Source organism: Rhodopseudomonas pentothenatexigens, from assembly GCF_900218015.1.
Classification (GTDB): Bacteria; Pseudomonadota; Alphaproteobacteria; order Rhizobiales; family Xanthobacteraceae; genus Rhodopseudomonas; species Rhodopseudomonas pentothenatexigens.
On the sequence record NZ_UFQQ01000042.1, the window covers coordinates 1 to 14,701 of the forward strand.

Sequence of the window (14,701 nt, forward strand, 5' to 3'; positions counted from 1 at the left end):
ATATTGTCCAATATCTTCGCGTTGTTCGGCTCCTGCTCAAACCGGACCAACTGGTTGTCGACCGTGTCCAGGCTCTCGAAGGTCTCCGTCAAAAACTCACGAAGAAGATCGTCCATACGCGTGGCCTTCACTGCACGCGGGCATGCGACCGTCGCCAATGCCCGACTGATGCGGCCACTGTGTGCGGAAAGCGTTTAATATTGGTTGCGGGCCGCGGACTGATGCGGCGGAAGTTCAAATAGTTAGGGCCCTCGGACGTTTCCGAGGCCGCGCGTCAATACAACGTTTACTATGTGGCGGCGCTGCTCAGGACGCAGTTACCACCATGGTGTCGCCTTCCGGCGCGAGTGACACGGTCAATCCGCAGGCCTGCGCCAGCAGCCGTGTGTAGTACGGCTGCACGCCGTGCGACTCGATCGGGCCGCTCTGCGTACCGTTGAGCAGATCGACGATGTTGTGCGGCGTGCGGGCGTTGATACCCGCCGCGACGATGCGGAACGACAAATTGTCGCCCTCGCCGATCGGATCGACCGTCAGCGTACCCCCGCGCGGAATCGTCTGCTGCGCGATGATCAGCATGTTGAGCAGCAGCTTGACCCGGTTCTTGGCGAGCAACAGCCGCGGCAGATTCCAGGTCAGCTTGGTCTTGTCGTCTTCGAGATGACCGCGCGCCATGTTCTGCGCGTCGCCGAGGTCGATCTGAGCGCCGGCCGAGCCGGCCGCGCCGAACGCCAGCCGGCAGAACTGCAGCCGCGCCGACGCCGTCTTGGCGCTCTTGCGGATCAGATCGAGCGCGAAATCGCGGTCTTCCTGCTTGGAGCTGTCGTCGAGCACCTCCAAACCATTGACGATGGCGCCGACCGGGCTGATGAGATCATGGCACACCCGCGAACACAGCAGCGCCGCAAGCTCCAGCGCGTCGGGAGCGGGAGCCTGCACAGCGGGAGATTGGGCGTCGGACATCAGTCTGTTCCTCGAAAACCGCTCGCAAGACGAATCAGCCTTGGTTAATGGCTTGATACACTGCGGCCGCTGGCAGTGCCAACACAACGGTCCGGCGCCAACCGGTCCGCCGACGGAGGATGACACAGCCTGATGACTGCCGCGTTCGAACATCCCACCGCTGCCTCGCCCGACCGTCTGCCTGCTCTGCTCGCGCCGCTCACCGATCTGGTGCTGCGCGCCGGCGCGGCGATCATGGCGATCCCGCGCGACGCCAAGGTGACGCAGAAGCTGGACGGCTCGCCGGTGACCCCTGCCGATCTCGCCGCCGATCGGGTGATCGCCGAAGGCCTCGCGGCGATCGCGCCGGGCGTCCCGGTGCTGTCGGAAGAAAGCTGCGACCGCGGACGACCAACCACCGGCAGCTTCTTCGTGGTCGATCCGCTCGACGGAACCAAGGAATATATTGCCGGCCGCGACGAATTCACCGTCAACCTGGCGCTGGTGAGCGACGGCGTGCCGGTGCTCGGTCTCGTCGGCGCGCCGGCGCTCGGCTTGGCGTGGCGCGGTGTGGTCGGGCAGAACGCCGAGCGACTGACCATCGCCGCGAACGGCATCGGCTTCACGACGTCCGCAATCCGCACCCGCCCGCTGCCTGAGCCCGGCCAGCCGTGGACCGCCACCGTCAGCCGCTCGCATCTCGATCCGCGCACGCTCGCCTTCATCACCGGCCGCCCCGGCGCGGTGCACGCCACGCTGGGATCGTCGCTGAAGTTCTGCCGAATCGCCGAGGGCGAAGCCGACATCTATCCGCGGCTGGCGCCGATCTGCGAATGGGACATCGCGGCCGGCGCCGCGCTGGTAATCGCCGCCGGCGGCAAGGTGACCGACGCCAGCGGCGCGCCGCTGCGGTTCGACGAACCGCGACCGAACTTCATCGTGCCGGACTTCATCGCCTGGGGCGATCGTAACGGGCGCTGATGCTGCGCGGCGTAACCGGTCTACCGAGCACCCGACGACGCTCTATTCGGCCAGCGTCGCCATCAGTCCCGGCCAGCGTTCGCGCGCGGCGCCGAGATAGCGCTCCGGGTTGGCCGCGAACGCGTCGCGGTTGTCCTCGCGGTCGAACAGGTACAGCCGCTGGCCGCTGATCAGCCAGATCAGCGCATTGCCGGCCAGCGGCACACCGCGCGCCACCGCGACCGGATCGTAGCCGCCGAACTGGGGGCCGTAGATGTCCGGCCGGGCGAGAAAGAACTTGCGATTGTCGTCGTTGCAGAACCGCCAGACCGCGCCTTTGGCGGAGGCTTCGAACTCGGATTGGCCTTGCCGCGCCTGGCGATCGGTGAAATACGCCACCGGATCGAACCCGTCGATCGCGAGCCCGGTGTTGCGATCGACCACCAGTCGCTCGGTCGTGCCGGCGTGCACGATCACGGGCGCAAAACTGCACACGGCAACGAGGCCGAGCAGTCCGATCAAGGCGATTCGAAGGCGGATCCGGTTCCGTTCCTGCCGTTGTGCCGTCATAGTTGCTGCCGATAACGTTCCGAGTCGGGGACAAACGCCTCATAGCGGATGCCTGTCAGCATCCGGTTAAAGCGGCGCTAGGGATTTGAAGACCCAGGGGTGAATTGCATGAGCTTCGTGACGCGTCGCGCCGCGCTGGCCTTTGTTGCGCTGGCGGCCCTGCATCTGCCGGCTGCGGCCCAGCAGCAGCCGTTGCCGCCGAAGTCGCAGGCCGGCCCGAACACCTATGGGCCGGACGAACTGGTCGGCGCCGGCCACCGCTTCTTCGGCAACGTCTCGCGCGGCCTCGCCTCGGTGATCGAACGCGCGGTCAGCCAATGGGGCCTGCCCAACGGTTATGTACTCGGCGAGGAAGGCTCGGGCGCGTTCGTAGCCGGCCTGCGCTACGGCGAGGGTACGCTGTACACCAAGAACGCCGGCGACCTGAAAGTGTACTGGCAGGGCCCGTCGGTCGGCTTCGACTGGGGCGGCAACGGCGCCCGGACCATGACGCTGGTGTACAACCTGCCCTCCACCAACGCGATCTATCAGCGGTTCGGCGGTATCGACGGCTCGGCCTATGTGGTCGGCGGTTTCGGCATGACGGCGCTGACCGCCAACGGCATCGTGCTGGTGCCGATCCAGTCGGGTATCGGCCTGCGGCTCGGCGCCAATATCGGCTATCTGAAGTTCACCCCCACGGCGACCTGGAATCCGTTCTGATCCAGGCCGCCCGCGCCCTACAGCCAGGGCGCGTAACCGACTACCGATTCACGTTAACACCGCAATGCACTGGCGCGAAGGCGCCGGCTTATGGCATTGTGCCGCAAATGGATTTGCGGCCGGACGGCGACGTTCGCCGCGCCATGACCGGTTCATCGTCCGAATTCGCGCCGACGCGCTCCGCGCCCAGCCCCGCGGAACGCGCGCGCCTTGCCGAAGCGCGTGTGGGAGACATCGATGGTCGAACAGATCATGTATCTGGCGATCGGCTTTCTGGTCGCGATGCTGCTCGCGCTGATGATCGCGCCGCTGGTGCACAATCGCGCGGTGCGGCTGACCACCAAGCGGCTCGAGGCGGCGACGCCGCTGTCGATGGCGGAGATCCAGGCCGACAAGGACCAGCTCCGGGCCGAATTCGCGATGTCGGCACGGCGGCTGGAGATCAGCGTCGACCAGCTCAAGAACAAGACCACCAGCCAGTTCGCCGAGATCGGCAAGAAGACCGACGCCATCAACCGGCTCAAGCTCGAACTCGCCGAGAAGAACGCCGCAATCGACTCGCTGTCGGCGCGCGAGAAGGCGGTGCAGGAGCAGCTTCGCGCCACCGAGCAGGAATTCGCTGCCAAGACCCAGGAGCTGCGCAGCGCCGAAGCCGCGCTGGCCGAGAAACAGGCCGAGCTCGCCCGGATCAACGCCGAGCTCAACGAGCGCGCCAGTCTGGCCGACACCCGGCAGGTCGAACTGGTGGCGCTGCACACCAAGATCGAGGAGTTGCAGGCGCGGGTCGGCGAGGCCGAGAAGGACTTTGCCGAGACCCGCGGCCGGCTCGAAGCGCAACGCGGCGAATCCGCCGCCGCCACGCGCGAGCTGGAAGAGGCCCGTGGCCGGGTCGAGGCGCTGAGCCAGCGGGTCGGCGAGCTCGACCGGCAATTGCTGGCGCAGGTCAAGGAAGCCGAGACGCTCGGCGGCCGCGTCCACGAGCTGGAAGAACGCCTCGCCGCCCAGAGCAAGCTGCTGGCCGAGCGCGAATTCGAGAACAATCAGCTGCGCGCCGCCAACGAGGCCGCGCTGCGCACCGTCGGCGAATTGCGCAACGAGCTGGACGCCGCCAGCGGCAAATCGCCCGACCTTGCCCGCATCCGCAAGGACAAGGCCGCGCTCGAAGACCAGCTCGCCGAGGCCCGCGACGAACGCGCCAAGGCGCAGCGCGAGCTGGTGGCGCTCAAGCAGCAGGCGGAAAGCTCGTGGGAGACCGAGCGGATGGAGAACGCGCTGCTGCGCGAGCGGATCAACGACATCGCCGCCGAGGTCGCCAAGCTGGCGATCACGCTGGAAGGCCCGGATTCGCCGATCCAGGCAATGCTGACGGCGCAGCCGGAACCGGCCAAGCCGGCGAAGGGCAAGGCGGCCAACGGCAGCAAGAGCGCCGGTGTCGCCCCGGTGGTCGGCGGCGGCACTCTGGCCGACCGCATCCGCGCGCTGCAATCCCACGCTTCGCGCGCCCGCCAGACCGGCTGACCCGCGCACCGCCGCGACCGACGACCTGGGCAAATCTGCTGAACCCGGGTGTTGCCGCTTGACACCCCCCCCCCGCACTTCGTAAATCGCGCCTCTACGGTGGTTCGACCGGCCGCTTCGCGGCCCCTGTCCCCGACCGGTCCCGGGCGCATAGCTCAGCGGGAGAGCGTTCCCTTCACACGGGAGAGGTCCAAGGTTCGATCCCTTGTGCGCCCACCATTTCCTATTGTTAGCTCGACTTAACGAGATCGGTTGCTTCAGCAACTCTTTGCAACCGGCATTCGACCTACCCCAATCATTCGGCTAGGATGCCGCACGTTCGGTAACGCGCCACTTTGCGACGACCTCGACACCTGCAGTTTGCCGAAATCAATTCACCCCGGCTATTGCGGCGGAGCTATTAGGAGCATCATTAGTGCAAAAACTATTTCAGGCCCTGAATCTCAAAGGAAATCCATTCGAGCACTATGTTGCCGAAACAGAGCCAAATATTGCGGAGTACGCGGTACAACCCCCCTATTTCCAAGAGATCAAACAGCGAGCTCAAAGCAGATCAACTTATGTTCTTTTTGGGGATCGGGGCGCCGGCAAGAGCGCAACACGGCTCACGATTTACAAAGAGCTGTGGAAAGCTAAATCGGCAAACGAAGAAGTCCCTTTAGCCGTCAACATCATCGACTTCTCTTCTGTCGTCCAGGGCAAGTCTCTGCAGGGCGTCTCTGAAGCAGCCCTAATCAAGGAAGTTGCTTTTGCGGTGATCGAAAGCCTCCTGACTTGGCTGAGCTCATTGAGTGACGACGACCGAAGCATCTATCTTGAAGCCACAACAAAAGAAGAGAACGATCTCTGCTACGCGCTACTTAGAGATTACTATCTTAATCGACCTGAGGCGAAACGCAGTCGCTCTGTTCGCGAGGCGATGCACCTCCTCAACCAGGCCTTCTATTCCGGCAACAAACTCTGGGTCGAACAAAGGTGGGATCGGGTTGCGACGCTTGTGGGCGCTATCGCGGAGGGAATCTCAGCAAGATTTGTCGGCGTTGGCGGTGTCGGCAAGGATGCTGCAAGCCTATTGGCCGGGAACTCGCAGGACGGCTTCGATTCAGTACTCACGCTGCAGAAATTAATAGATCTTGTTCGCATTTTTGGTTTTTCTGGAATTGTCGCACTCGTAGATAAAGTCGACGAAACCGAAGCAACTACAAATTCGGCAGACCAAACCGCATCTTTGGTTTACCCCTTACTTTCACGCGTCCAATTAATGGAAATACCTAATTTTTCCTGGGTGTTCTTTTTGTGGAATCGATTGAAAGCCATTTTCGAGGGCGCCGGACAACCGGTTAGATTGGATAAAATTGGTCACGCGACAGTGTCCTGGAGCGATGACTTCCTCTCGCTGATGCTCGAAAACCGACTTAGGTACTACTCTGAAAAACGATACGGATTTGAAGGATTATTCACCGCGGAAACTGACGTCGACGCCGTGAAAGCAGAAGTCATAAGAGTGGCGATGCGATCTCCGCGCGAAGCCATTAGGCTGATGGACGTCATTTTACGAGAGCACGACATCACCCATCTTCACAAGAACGGACCAGAACTTCTTGACGACCGCTCTGTTGAGATCGGACTCAACACCTACGCAACCGATGTTGTAACCGCCACCTTTGGTGAGAGACTTCTGGCTCAGATCTTTCGACTAAACAAAACGAGCTTCACGAACAAGGACGTTCAGAACACGTTTCGAACGGGCTCTCAATCGGCGCGCACCCGAATTCAATCTTGGGAAAATGCGGGAATTGTTCGATTGAGCGGTACACGGACGATCGAGGGTGCAATAGGGAGACCAGTCAACGAATATACGATCGTCGATGCCAGGGTTGAGCGGGTTATGAGGAAACAGCTAATCGCCTACTACGATCCAGTGGTCGAAGAACCTGAATTCGTACTCGAAGGCGATTCTGATAGTGCCCCCGGATAAGCGCCGCGTCCCATAGCCCCGGCCGGAAATTTCGCACCGCAGCAATTGATCCGGCACAATGCGGCCGCACTGCACGCTCGTTTAGCGACGATCGCAGATGGCATCTGTCCATCGTCGGGAAGGGAGCGATCCATGCCTCACACCATCGATCAGAAGATCAACGCGTTGCTCGAGCAGGAGACGTCGCTGCGGCAGTGGCTGGAGCAGATCCGGGCGCTGACCAAAGATGCCCGCGGCGCCACCGTGATCGCCGGCCTGACGCAGAAGGAGACCGAGGACTTTCTGCTGCTGAGCCCGCTGGTCCGTGCCCATGACAGCGGCATGACATCGGGCGACGCCGCCACAGCGCGGGCGCGCCATGCCGAGCTGAAGGCCAAGCTCGAAAACGCTCTGCAGGACAATGCAATCGAGAGTCTGAGCGGCTGGGGCGACGCGGCGGCGGCAACCCGCTGAGCCGCCAAGACGATATTGCCAGCCCGGATCATCCGAGACGGGGCGACACGCTTTCTCACCATGGTGCCGTAAGCGCTCGACACCAGCATGCGATGGGGTGATGGGTTGCGCTCCGCTCAACCCATCCTGCGGCAGTTAGTTCGCTGAGTGCCTACTCGCTCACGCCTGGGCTTGCTTGGCCTCGGCAGTGACGGGCGCGCAGAGCTTGCCGGCCAGCCAGGACGACAGCATCGCCGGCACCAACCCGACCAGGCCATACAGCACGAATTGCAGGACGCCGGCATCGGCGCCGCGATTGCCGTACATGAAAGCGGTGGCGACGAAGCCGATCACGCCGACGATCACCACGCGGACGGCGGGACCGATGCGGCGGATGTGGCAGACGATCTCGTCGATCGCCGCCATCATCAGCGCCGGGAGCAGGCCGAACAGGTAGCTGTATTGCAGCGACTTGAACAAAACGACGAAGAACTTCTTCACTTCCATCAGATTGGTGTGCGCCCAATAGCCCGACAGATAGGTCGTCGCGAACAACAACAGCAGACCGCCGATCAACGGACCGATCGCGGCAAAGATCAGATAGCGCTTCATGTCTGCTCCACCCGCGGCCACGCCCGGCCGCGGACGGCAGGCTACGCTGCCGGCCACGGGTTCGACAACTGTCCGAAACGGGAATGCGGAGAGGCTGGCGAGGCTACATCTGCACCGCGATCAGGTTCGGGCCGCCACTTGAAAGGCCGGCGGCGAGCGCCGCGTTCAATTCGTCGGCGGTCGACACGTTCCGGGCCGGCACGCCCATGCCTTTGGCCAGCGCCACCCAGTCGAGGTCCGGGCGGTCCAGCGTCAGCATGTCCTCGGCGCGCTGGCCGGGCTTGCCGGCCCCGACGCCGTCGAACTCGCCGCGCAGGATCTGATATTTGCGATTGGCGAACACCACGGTGGTGACGTCGAGATTTTCGCGCGCCTGGGTCCACAGCGCCTGCAGCGTGTACATCGCGCTGCCGTCGCCGACCATGCACAGCACCTTGCGGTCCGGGCAGGCCACCGCGGCTCCCACCGCGACGGGGGGCGAGAAACCGATCGAGCCGCCGAGATTCTGCAGCCAGTCGTGCGGCGCGGCGGCCGCCGTCGGCGGGAAGAAGCCGCGGCCGGTGGTGATCGATTCATCGATCACGATGCCGTTTTCCGGGATCGCCATTGCGATCGCCTGGGCGATGTTGTCGAGCGTCAACGCGCCGGTCGGCTTCGCGATCTCGACCAGCTTCTGCTGCGCGGCGTCGCTCGCCTTGGCGCCGAGCGCACCGGCCAGCGCTTCCAGCGCCGCGACCGAGTTCTCGCCGACCTCGGTGACGCGGTGCGCCTCGCAGCCTTCCGGCTTGAGCAGGCTCGGCTTGTCCGGATAGGCGAAGAACGCCACCGGATCCATCGCCTCGACCAGCACGATGTGGCGGAACGGCTTCAGGATCGGCAGTGCGGCATCGACTACGTAAGGAATACGCTCGATCCAGTAGCGCCCCTGCCCGCGCGCCATCCGGGCGTTGTAGGTCTGCGCCATCACCTTGGCGCCGGTCTTGCCGGCGATGCGCTGCGCCAGCGCCAGGCCGTGCTCGGTGAGCGCGTTGCCGGACAGCAGCAGCAGTGTCGGTTCGCCGGAGCGCAGCACCCGCGCGGCGGCTTCCACCGCCTGCGGCGAATAGGTCGGCCGCTGGCTGTGTTCCGGCACTTCGGCGATGCCGTCGGCCTCGTTCCAGGCGGTGTCGGCCGGCAGAATCAGGGTGGCGATCTGCGCCGGCGAACTCTTGGCCGCGGCGATCGCGGCGGCGCCGTCGCGCGCCACCGATTTGGCGTCCGGCGAGGTGCGGACCCAGGCCGACATCGGCCGCGCCAGTCCCTCGATGTCCGAGGTCAGCGGCGCGTTGTAATCGATGTGATAGGTGGCGTGCTGGCCGACGATGTTGACGATACCGGAAGCCGCCTTCTTGGCGTTGTGCAGATTGGCGATGCCGTTGGCGAGACCGGGGCCGAGATGCAGCAGCGTCGAGGCCGGGGTGCCCTTCATCCGGTAGTAACCATCCGCCGCACCGGTGACCACGCCCTCGAACAGGCCGAGCACGCAGCGCATCCCTTCGACCCGGTCGAGCGCGGCGACGAAGTGCATTTCCGAGGTGCCGGGATTGGTGAAACACACGTCGACGCCGCCCTTGACCAGCGTCCGCACCAGACTCTCGGCACCATTCATGCTTCTCTCCCTCATTGGCTGTTTGTGCGCCCGATCAATCATTGTTCCACCGCTTCGTCAAAGGGGGGCGACGCGCGGCAGGACTGCGGCCGGCGCGCGGCGTGCTGCGACGTACCGCCGCCGGCTTGCGCAATCGGCGCGATTGTGGCCAGTTCTGAGCGAAACGAAGATTGCGAGGTTTCGGAATGGTTCGTCGACTTGCCGTCAGTGCGCTCGCGCTGTTTTCGATCGTCACCGCCGTGCCGACCAAGGCGTCGGCGCAGGGCATGGATCTGCGCGAGGTGATGGGGTTCGGCCCGTTCTATCGCTCCGGCCCGAGCGCTAATCCGATCCCGCGCGAAACGGTGATGTTCCAGGGCAACTACGCTCCGGGAACCATTGTGATCAGCACCCGGGAGCGCCGGCTTTATCTGGTCCAAAGCGACGGCACCGCGCTGCGCTACGGCATCGGCGTCGGCCGCGACGGCTTCCGCTGGGCCGGCACCCATCGCATCACCGCCAAGAAGGAATGGCCGAGCTGGACCCCGCCGGCGCAGATGCTGCGCCGCCGCCCCGACCTGCCGCGCCACATGGCTGGCGGCGAGGACAATCCGCTCGGCGCCCGCGCGATGTATCTCGGCTCGACGCTGTACCGGATTCACGGCTCCAACGAGCCGGAAACGATCGGCCAGGCGGTGTCGTCCGGCTGCTTCCGCATGACCAATGACGACGTCAAGGACCTGTATGACCGGGTCCGGGTCGGCACCGTGGTGGTGGTCAAGAACTGAGGTCTCCGGGCGCTCGCCCGCGTGCACAGCCGGCCTCTGCCGAATTGCCGGTTGTGCCGCGACCGCGGATGCGGCAGCCTTTCGCGATGCGATACGGCCCCCGGCATCTCCCATCTGTGATCGCGGCGATCGCCGCCGCGATCACGCTGCTCGCCGCGGCGCCGGCCGGCGCCGCCGAGGCGACCGATTTCTCGGCGCATCAACGCACCGAGAAGACCGATTTCACCGACGGCCAGATCGTCGAGGGTTTCTTCAAGACCGCGTTCGGCGCCGAATATCATCTCGCCGGCCGGGTCGACCGCATCCGCAAATATGATGGGCCGGTGCGGGTCTATGCCGACGGCGACGGCCATGCCCGCCGCCGCGCCGAGCTCGCCTACATCGTCGCCGACATCGCTGGCCGGGTCGAGCATCTCGACATCGCGATGACCGACAATGCCGACGAGGCCAACGTCACCGTCCACCTCGTCCGCGACCGCAATCTCGGCAAGACCATCGCGACGTTCTACGGCGAGGAACGCGCCCGCGAGATCCGCGACAGCCTCGATCCGCAGTGCCTGTCCGGCTTCCGCAAGAACGACCGTTTCGAAATCGAGCGCTCCGACGTCATCCTCACCGTCGACAACGGCGACTTCGTGTTCCGCGACTGCGCCTACGAGGAGCTGCTGCAGTCGCTCGGCCCGATCAACGACACCGACGAGGTGCCGTGGACGATGTTCAACGACGACGTGCAGAAGGGCTATTTCGACGTCTACGATCAGTACCTGTTGAACATCCTGTACCACCCGGCGATCCGCCCCGGCATGACGGTGCCGGAAGTCAAAGCCGTGTTGCCGCAGGTCCTTGCCCACGTCCGCAGCTACGTCGCCAGGGTGAACAGGCTGGCGCGTTAAAGCGCCTTCGGAAGCCTCGCGCGGACATGCAGAAAGATCGGCGCGACGCGCGTGTCGGCCACGATCGGCTCTGTTGCAGCGGCCTCTTCCGAGGCCATCGGCTCCCCGAACGCCTCGATCGAGAGCCCTGCCCCGACGATCGTCGCGACCCAGGTCGACAGCGTGCGGTGAAAACGCGGAACGGCAAACGGCGTGAGTGTAGCCCGCTGCTCGGCCGAAATGCCGGAAAACAACCAACGTTCGACACGGCCATCGCTCTCGTCGAAGTAATCGGCTACTTCGACGGCTATCGGAGCGCCCTCTGCATCGCGGATGTTCCGGCGTGTCGGCGGAACGAAGCAGGGATGCAGGATGGAAAACTGCAGGAAGCCTCCCGGCCTCAGCAGTCGCGCCACCTCCCGCAGCACAGCCGCTTGATCGACCATGTCCATCATCGACATGAAGGCCGTCACAAAATCGAAACTTCGATCGGCAAACGGCAGCGTGAGCCCGTCTCCCAGCACGTAGTCGACGCCGAGAGGATCACGTCGCTCGGCTTCGCGGGCATGACGCAGGAAGGTCGGGGCGATGTCGAGGCCCGTCATCGACGCGCCCAGCCGCGCGACGGCGCGCGTGTTGGTGCCATCGCCGCAGCCGACATCAAGCCCTTCGAAACCAGCAACCGGCGGCAGCATCGCGAGGAAGGCCGGCGTATTCAACGCATCCCGGTATCGGTCGTGGCCGGCGCGGGAGAGCATGGTCCATGTCTCGGCGTTGCTCTCCCAGTGCGCGGCGACTTCCTTCGCGTCCATGTCTTCTCCCTCAATTCGGAGCAAGGGAGGAGCTTTAGAGGCGGCCGATGTCAAAGCAAGGGCGCCGAAGTGGCGTCCTCGGCGCGAGGGGGACTCCCTACGCCGTCTTGGTGAACAGCTCGCGACCGATCAGCATGCGGCGAATCTCGCTGGTGCCGGCGCCGATTTCGTAGAGCTTGGCGTCGCGCAAGAGGCGGCCGGTCGGATAGTCGTTGATGTAGCCGTTGCCGCCGAGCAACTGGATCGCGTCGAGCGCGCATTGGGTGGCGCGTTCGGCGGCGTAGAGGATCGCGCCGGCGGCGTCCTCGCGGGTGGTCTCGCCGCGGTCGCAGGCCTTCGCCACCGCATAGACGTAAGCGCGCGAGGCGTTCATCGTCACATACATGTCGGCGACCTTGCCCTGCACCAATTGGAAGGTGCCGATCGGCTCGCCGAACTGCTTGCGCTCGTGCACATAGGGCAGCACCACGTCCATGCAGGCCTGCATGATGCCCACCGGGCCGGCGGCCAGCACCGCGCGCTCGTAGTCGAGCCCGCTCATCAGCACGTTGACGCCGCGGCCGACCTCGCCGAGCACGTTCTCCTCCGGCACTTCGCAATCCTCGAACACCAGTTCGCCGGTGTCCGAGCCGCGCATCCCGAGCTTGTCGAGCTTCTGCGCGGTGCTGAATCCCTTGAAATCCTTTTCGATCAGGAACGCGGTGATGCCGCGCGGCCCGGCGTTCGGATCGGTCTTGGCGTAGACCACCAGCGTTTCGGCGATCGGACCGTTGGTGATCCACATCTTGCTGCCGTTGAGGATGAAGCGGTCGCCCTTCTTCTCGGCGCGGGTCTTCATCGACACCACGTCGGAGCCGGCGCCGGGCTCGCTCATCGCCAGCGCGCCGACATGTTCGCCCGAGATCAGCTTGGGCAGATATTTGCGCTTCTGCGCTTCGTTGCCGTTGCGGCGGATCTGATTGATGCAGAGGTTGGAGTGCGCGCCGTAGGACAGCCCGACCGAGGCCGAGGCGCGGGAGATCTCCTCCATCGCGATGCAGTGCTCAAGATAGCCGAGCCCGGCGCCGCCGTAGTCTTCCTCGACGGTGATGCCGTGCAGACCGAGCGCGCCGAGCTTCGGCCACAGATCGCGCGGGAACGTATTGGTCTTATCGATGGCCTCGGCGCGCGGCGCGATCTCGTTGGCGGCGAAGTCGCGAACGGTCTCGCGGATCGCGTCGGCGGTGTCGCCGAGATCGAAGTTGAACAGGCTCTGCGCGTTGGGAATCATGCTGGGTGCTCGCTCCGCTCGGCGGCACCTGGCAGCGCCGCCGTATGTTGTTTGCGCGCACCATGTCACGGCGCCGGGAGCCTGAGAAGGCTCCAATGGTGGGGCGCCGCAGCAACCCGTCCAGCTTGTCGACGCAAGTCGCCGGACGGGCACTTTTCTACCGTCAAATCAATTTGTTCGAACCGCCGGGCAAGTCCCGCAAAGGTGCCTTGCCGCAGCCGCCGGTTGACGATCTGATCAGACGGTCGAACCCGCCGGACCGAACCATGGCGGGACCGAAAATCCGACCGCGACCGCCGCAGATAACCCGCGGCGCGCTCATGACATGGCCAGGGAGGACGACGATGCACGGCACCATCGAGACCGGAAAGGCGGCGCGGCTGCGGGCGGCACGCGAGGAAGCCTATGCGACCCCGCTGAAGGACTTCCACCCCGGCGCCCCGCGGCACTTCCGCGACGACACGCTGTGGCCGTGGTTCGAACGGCTGCGCAAGGAAGAGCCGGTGCATTTCTGCACTAACGCGCCGATCGAGCCGTATTGGAGCGTCGTCAAGTACAACGACATCATGCATGTCGACACCAGCCACCAGATCTTCTCGTCGGACTCCACGCTCGGCGGCATCTCGATCCGCGACGCGCCGGTCGGCTACGACTGGCCGAGCTTCATCGCGATGGACGAGCCGCGGCATTCGGCACAGCGCAAGACGGTGTCGCCGATGTTCACGCCGGACCATCTGGACGAACTCGCCGTGCTGATCCGCGGCCGGACCCAGAAGGTGCTCGACGGCCTGCCGCGGGGCGAGACCTTCAACTTCGTCGACCGCGTCTCGATCGAGCTGACCACCCAGATGCTGGCGACGTTGTTCGATTTTCCGTTCGACGAACGCCGCAAGCTGACGCGCTGGTCGGACGTCGCCACCGCGCTGCCGAAGAGCGGCGTGGTCGAATCCGAACAGCAGCGCCGCGACGAGCTGAACGAATGCGCGGCGTATTTCGCCCGGATGTGGAACGAGCGGGTGAACTCGGAGCCACGCAACGACCTGCTGTCGATGATGGCGCATCACGACGCCACCCGGGAGATGGACCGCGACAATCTGATCGGCAACATCCTGCTCTTGATCGTCGGCGGCAACGACACTACCCGCAACACCATGTCGGGCTCGGTGCTGGCGCTGAACGAGAACCCGCAGGAATTCGACAAGCTGCGGGCCAGTCCGAAGCTGATCGACACCATGGTGCCGGAGGTGATCCGCTGGCAGACGCCGCTGGCGCATATGCGCCGCACCGCCGTTCAGGATACCGAGCTCGGCGGCAAGACCATCCGCAAGGGCGACCGGGTGGTGATGTGGTACGTCTCCGGCAACCGCGACGACGAGGTGATCGAGCGGCCGGACGAATTCATCATCGACCGCCCCCGCGCCCGGATCCACCTGTCGTTCGGTTTCGGTATCCATCGGTGCGTCGGGATGCGTCTGGCCGAATTGCAACTGAGGATCGTATGGGAGGAGATGCTCAAGCGTTTCGAGCGTATTGAAGTTGTCGGGGAGCCGAAGCGGGTGTATTCGAGCTTCGTCAAGGGCTACGAGTCCTTGCCGGTCCGGGTCTCATGACCCTTCCC

At 64.5% G+C, this 14,701-nt stretch carries 14 protein-coding genes and 1 tRNA gene; 9 read left to right on the forward strand and 6 right to left on the reverse strand.

Annotated elements, in window-relative coordinates:
* Positions 1-306: 306 nt before the first annotated feature.
* Positions 307-963 carry a histidine phosphotransferase ChpT gene (gene chpT / locus DWA33_RS23505; protein ID WP_114360907.1) on the reverse strand — a complete coding sequence of 219 codons (657 nt, stop codon included), beginning with the start codon at positions 961-963 and terminating at the stop codon, positions 307-309.
* 132 nt (positions 964-1,095) lie between these two features.
* Between chpT and DWA33_RS23510 the strand changes: the two genes are divergently transcribed.
* Complete coding sequence (locus tag DWA33_RS23510; RefSeq protein WP_114360908.1) at positions 1,096-1,923, forward strand: 3'(2'),5'-bisphosphate nucleotidase CysQ family protein; 828 nt, start codon at positions 1,096-1,098, stop codon at positions 1,921-1,923.
* A 42-nt stretch (positions 1,924-1,965) separates the two neighbouring features.
* On the opposite strand, the gene DWA33_RS23515 is transcribed toward DWA33_RS23510, so the two are convergent.
* Positions 1,966-2,472: a YHS domain-containing (seleno)protein gene (locus tag DWA33_RS23515; protein ID WP_114360909.1), complete on the reverse strand. Its 507-nt coding sequence runs from the start codon at positions 2,470-2,472 to the stop codon at positions 1,966-1,968.
* A gap of 108 nt (positions 2,473-2,580) precedes the next feature.
* Here DWA33_RS23515 and DWA33_RS23520 point away from each other — a divergent pair, with 108 nt between their 5' ends.
* The 5 genes from DWA33_RS23520 to DWA33_RS23540 all read left to right on the forward strand — a co-directional run bounded on the left by DWA33_RS23520 (position 2,581) and on the right by DWA33_RS23540 (position 7,123).
* Entirely contained in the window at positions 2,581-3,174 is a 594-nt protein-coding gene (locus DWA33_RS23520) for a DUF1134 domain-containing protein (protein ID WP_114360910.1), read from the forward strand.
* A gap of 237 nt (positions 3,175-3,411) precedes the next feature.
* The gene (locus tag DWA33_RS23525; protein WP_114360911.1) at positions 3,412-4,692 is read left to right on the forward strand and encodes a coiled-coil domain-containing protein; all 1,281 of its coding nucleotides are present in this window, start codon (positions 3,412-3,414) and stop codon (positions 4,690-4,692) included.
* Positions 4,693-4,836: 144 nt separating this feature from the next.
* A tRNA-Val gene (locus tag DWA33_RS23530) sits at positions 4,837-4,911 on the forward strand.
* Between the two features lie 196 nt (positions 4,912-5,107).
* On the forward strand, positions 5,108-6,670 hold the full coding sequence (locus DWA33_RS23535) for an anti-phage protein (protein WP_116080248.1): 1,563 nt from the start codon (positions 5,108-5,110) through the stop codon (positions 6,668-6,670).
* A gap of 132 nt (positions 6,671-6,802) precedes the next feature.
* Positions 6,803-7,123, forward strand: coding sequence for a hypothetical protein (locus DWA33_RS23540; protein WP_114360913.1), 321 nt, complete (start codon positions 6,803-6,805; stop codon positions 7,121-7,123).
* A 159-nt stretch (positions 7,124-7,282) separates the two neighbouring features.
* On the opposite strand, the gene DWA33_RS23545 is transcribed toward DWA33_RS23540, so the two are convergent.
* Both DWA33_RS23545 and DWA33_RS23550 read right to left on the reverse strand, forming a co-directional pair.
* Positions 7,283-7,714, reverse strand: a complete 432-nt coding sequence (locus DWA33_RS23545; RefSeq protein ID WP_114360914.1) for a DUF5413 family protein — start codon at positions 7,712-7,714, stop codon at positions 7,283-7,285.
* Between the two features lie 103 nt (positions 7,715-7,817).
* Positions 7,818-9,362 (reverse strand): acetolactate synthase large subunit, encoded by a 1,545-nt coding sequence (locus tag DWA33_RS23550; protein WP_114360915.1) that lies wholly within the window; start codon positions 9,360-9,362, stop codon positions 7,818-7,820.
* A gap of 185 nt (positions 9,363-9,547) precedes the next feature.
* Here DWA33_RS23550 and DWA33_RS23555 point away from each other — a divergent pair, with 185 nt between their 5' ends.
* Together DWA33_RS23555 and DWA33_RS23560 are read left to right on the forward strand one after the other, a co-directional pair.
* Positions 9,548-10,129 (forward strand): L,D-transpeptidase, encoded by a 582-nt coding sequence (locus DWA33_RS23555; protein WP_114360916.1) that lies wholly within the window; start codon positions 9,548-9,550, stop codon positions 10,127-10,129.
* Between the two features lie 86 nt (positions 10,130-10,215).
* Positions 10,216-11,022, forward strand: coding sequence for a DUF2927 domain-containing protein (locus DWA33_RS23560; protein ID WP_114360929.1), 807 nt, complete (start codon positions 10,216-10,218; stop codon positions 11,020-11,022).
* Here the strand turns inward: DWA33_RS23560 and DWA33_RS23565 are convergent.
* Both DWA33_RS23565 and DWA33_RS23570 read right to left on the reverse strand, forming a co-directional pair.
* Positions 11,019-11,813, reverse strand: a complete 795-nt coding sequence (locus tag DWA33_RS23565) for a class I SAM-dependent methyltransferase (protein WP_114360917.1) — start codon at positions 11,811-11,813, stop codon at positions 11,019-11,021. The two genes, DWA33_RS23560 and DWA33_RS23565, sit on opposite strands and share 4 nt — an antisense overlap.
* Before the next feature lie 97 nt (positions 11,814-11,910).
* Positions 11,911-13,083, reverse strand: coding sequence for an isovaleryl-CoA dehydrogenase (locus DWA33_RS23570; RefSeq protein ID WP_114360918.1), 1,173 nt, complete (start codon positions 13,081-13,083; stop codon positions 11,911-11,913).
* 344 nt (positions 13,084-13,427) lie between these two features.
* Between DWA33_RS23570 and DWA33_RS23575 the strand changes: the two genes are divergently transcribed.
* Positions 13,428-14,693 carry a cytochrome P450 gene (locus DWA33_RS23575; RefSeq protein WP_167443274.1) on the forward strand — a complete coding sequence of 422 codons (1,266 nt, stop codon included), beginning with the start codon at positions 13,428-13,430 and terminating at the stop codon, positions 14,691-14,693.
* The last annotated feature ends 8 nt before the right edge of the window (positions 14,694-14,701 follow it).

Coding starts and splice junctions, on each gene's coding strand:
- chpT (WP_114360907.1), bottom strand. CDS start 963: ATGTCCGACGCCCAATCTCCCGCTGTGCAGGCTCCCGCTCCCGACGCG.
- DWA33_RS23510 (WP_114360908.1), top strand. CDS start 1,096: ATGACTGCCGCGTTCGAACATCCCACCGCTGCCTCGCCCGACCGTCTG.
- DWA33_RS23515 (WP_114360909.1), bottom strand. CDS start 2,472: ATGACGGCACAACGGCAGGAACGGAACCGGATCCGCCTTCGAATCGCC.
- DWA33_RS23520 (WP_114360910.1), top strand. CDS start 2,581: ATGAGCTTCGTGACGCGTCGCGCCGCGCTGGCCTTTGTTGCGCTGGCG.
- DWA33_RS23525 (WP_114360911.1), top strand. CDS start 3,412: ATGGTCGAACAGATCATGTATCTGGCGATCGGCTTTCTGGTCGCGATG.
- DWA33_RS23540 (WP_114360913.1), top strand. CDS start 6,803: ATGCCTCACACCATCGATCAGAAGATCAACGCGTTGCTCGAGCAGGAG.
- DWA33_RS23545 (WP_114360914.1), bottom strand. CDS start 7,714: ATGAAGCGCTATCTGATCTTTGCCGCGATCGGTCCGTTGATCGGCGGT.
- DWA33_RS23550 (WP_114360915.1), bottom strand. CDS start 9,362: ATGAATGGTGCCGAGAGTCTGGTGCGGACGCTGGTCAAGGGCGGCGTC.
- DWA33_RS23555 (WP_114360916.1), top strand. CDS start 9,548: ATGGTTCGTCGACTTGCCGTCAGTGCGCTCGCGCTGTTTTCGATCGTC.
- DWA33_RS23560 (WP_114360929.1), top strand. CDS start 10,216: ATGCGATACGGCCCCCGGCATCTCCCATCTGTGATCGCGGCGATCGCC.
- DWA33_RS23565 (WP_114360917.1), bottom strand. CDS start 11,813: ATGGACGCGAAGGAAGTCGCCGCGCACTGGGAGAGCAACGCCGAGACA.
- DWA33_RS23570 (WP_114360918.1), bottom strand. CDS start 13,083: ATGATTCCCAACGCGCAGAGCCTGTTCAACTTCGATCTCGGCGACACC.
- DWA33_RS23575 (WP_167443274.1), top strand. CDS start 13,428: ATGCACGGCACCATCGAGACCGGAAAGGCGGCGCGGCTGCGGGCGGCA.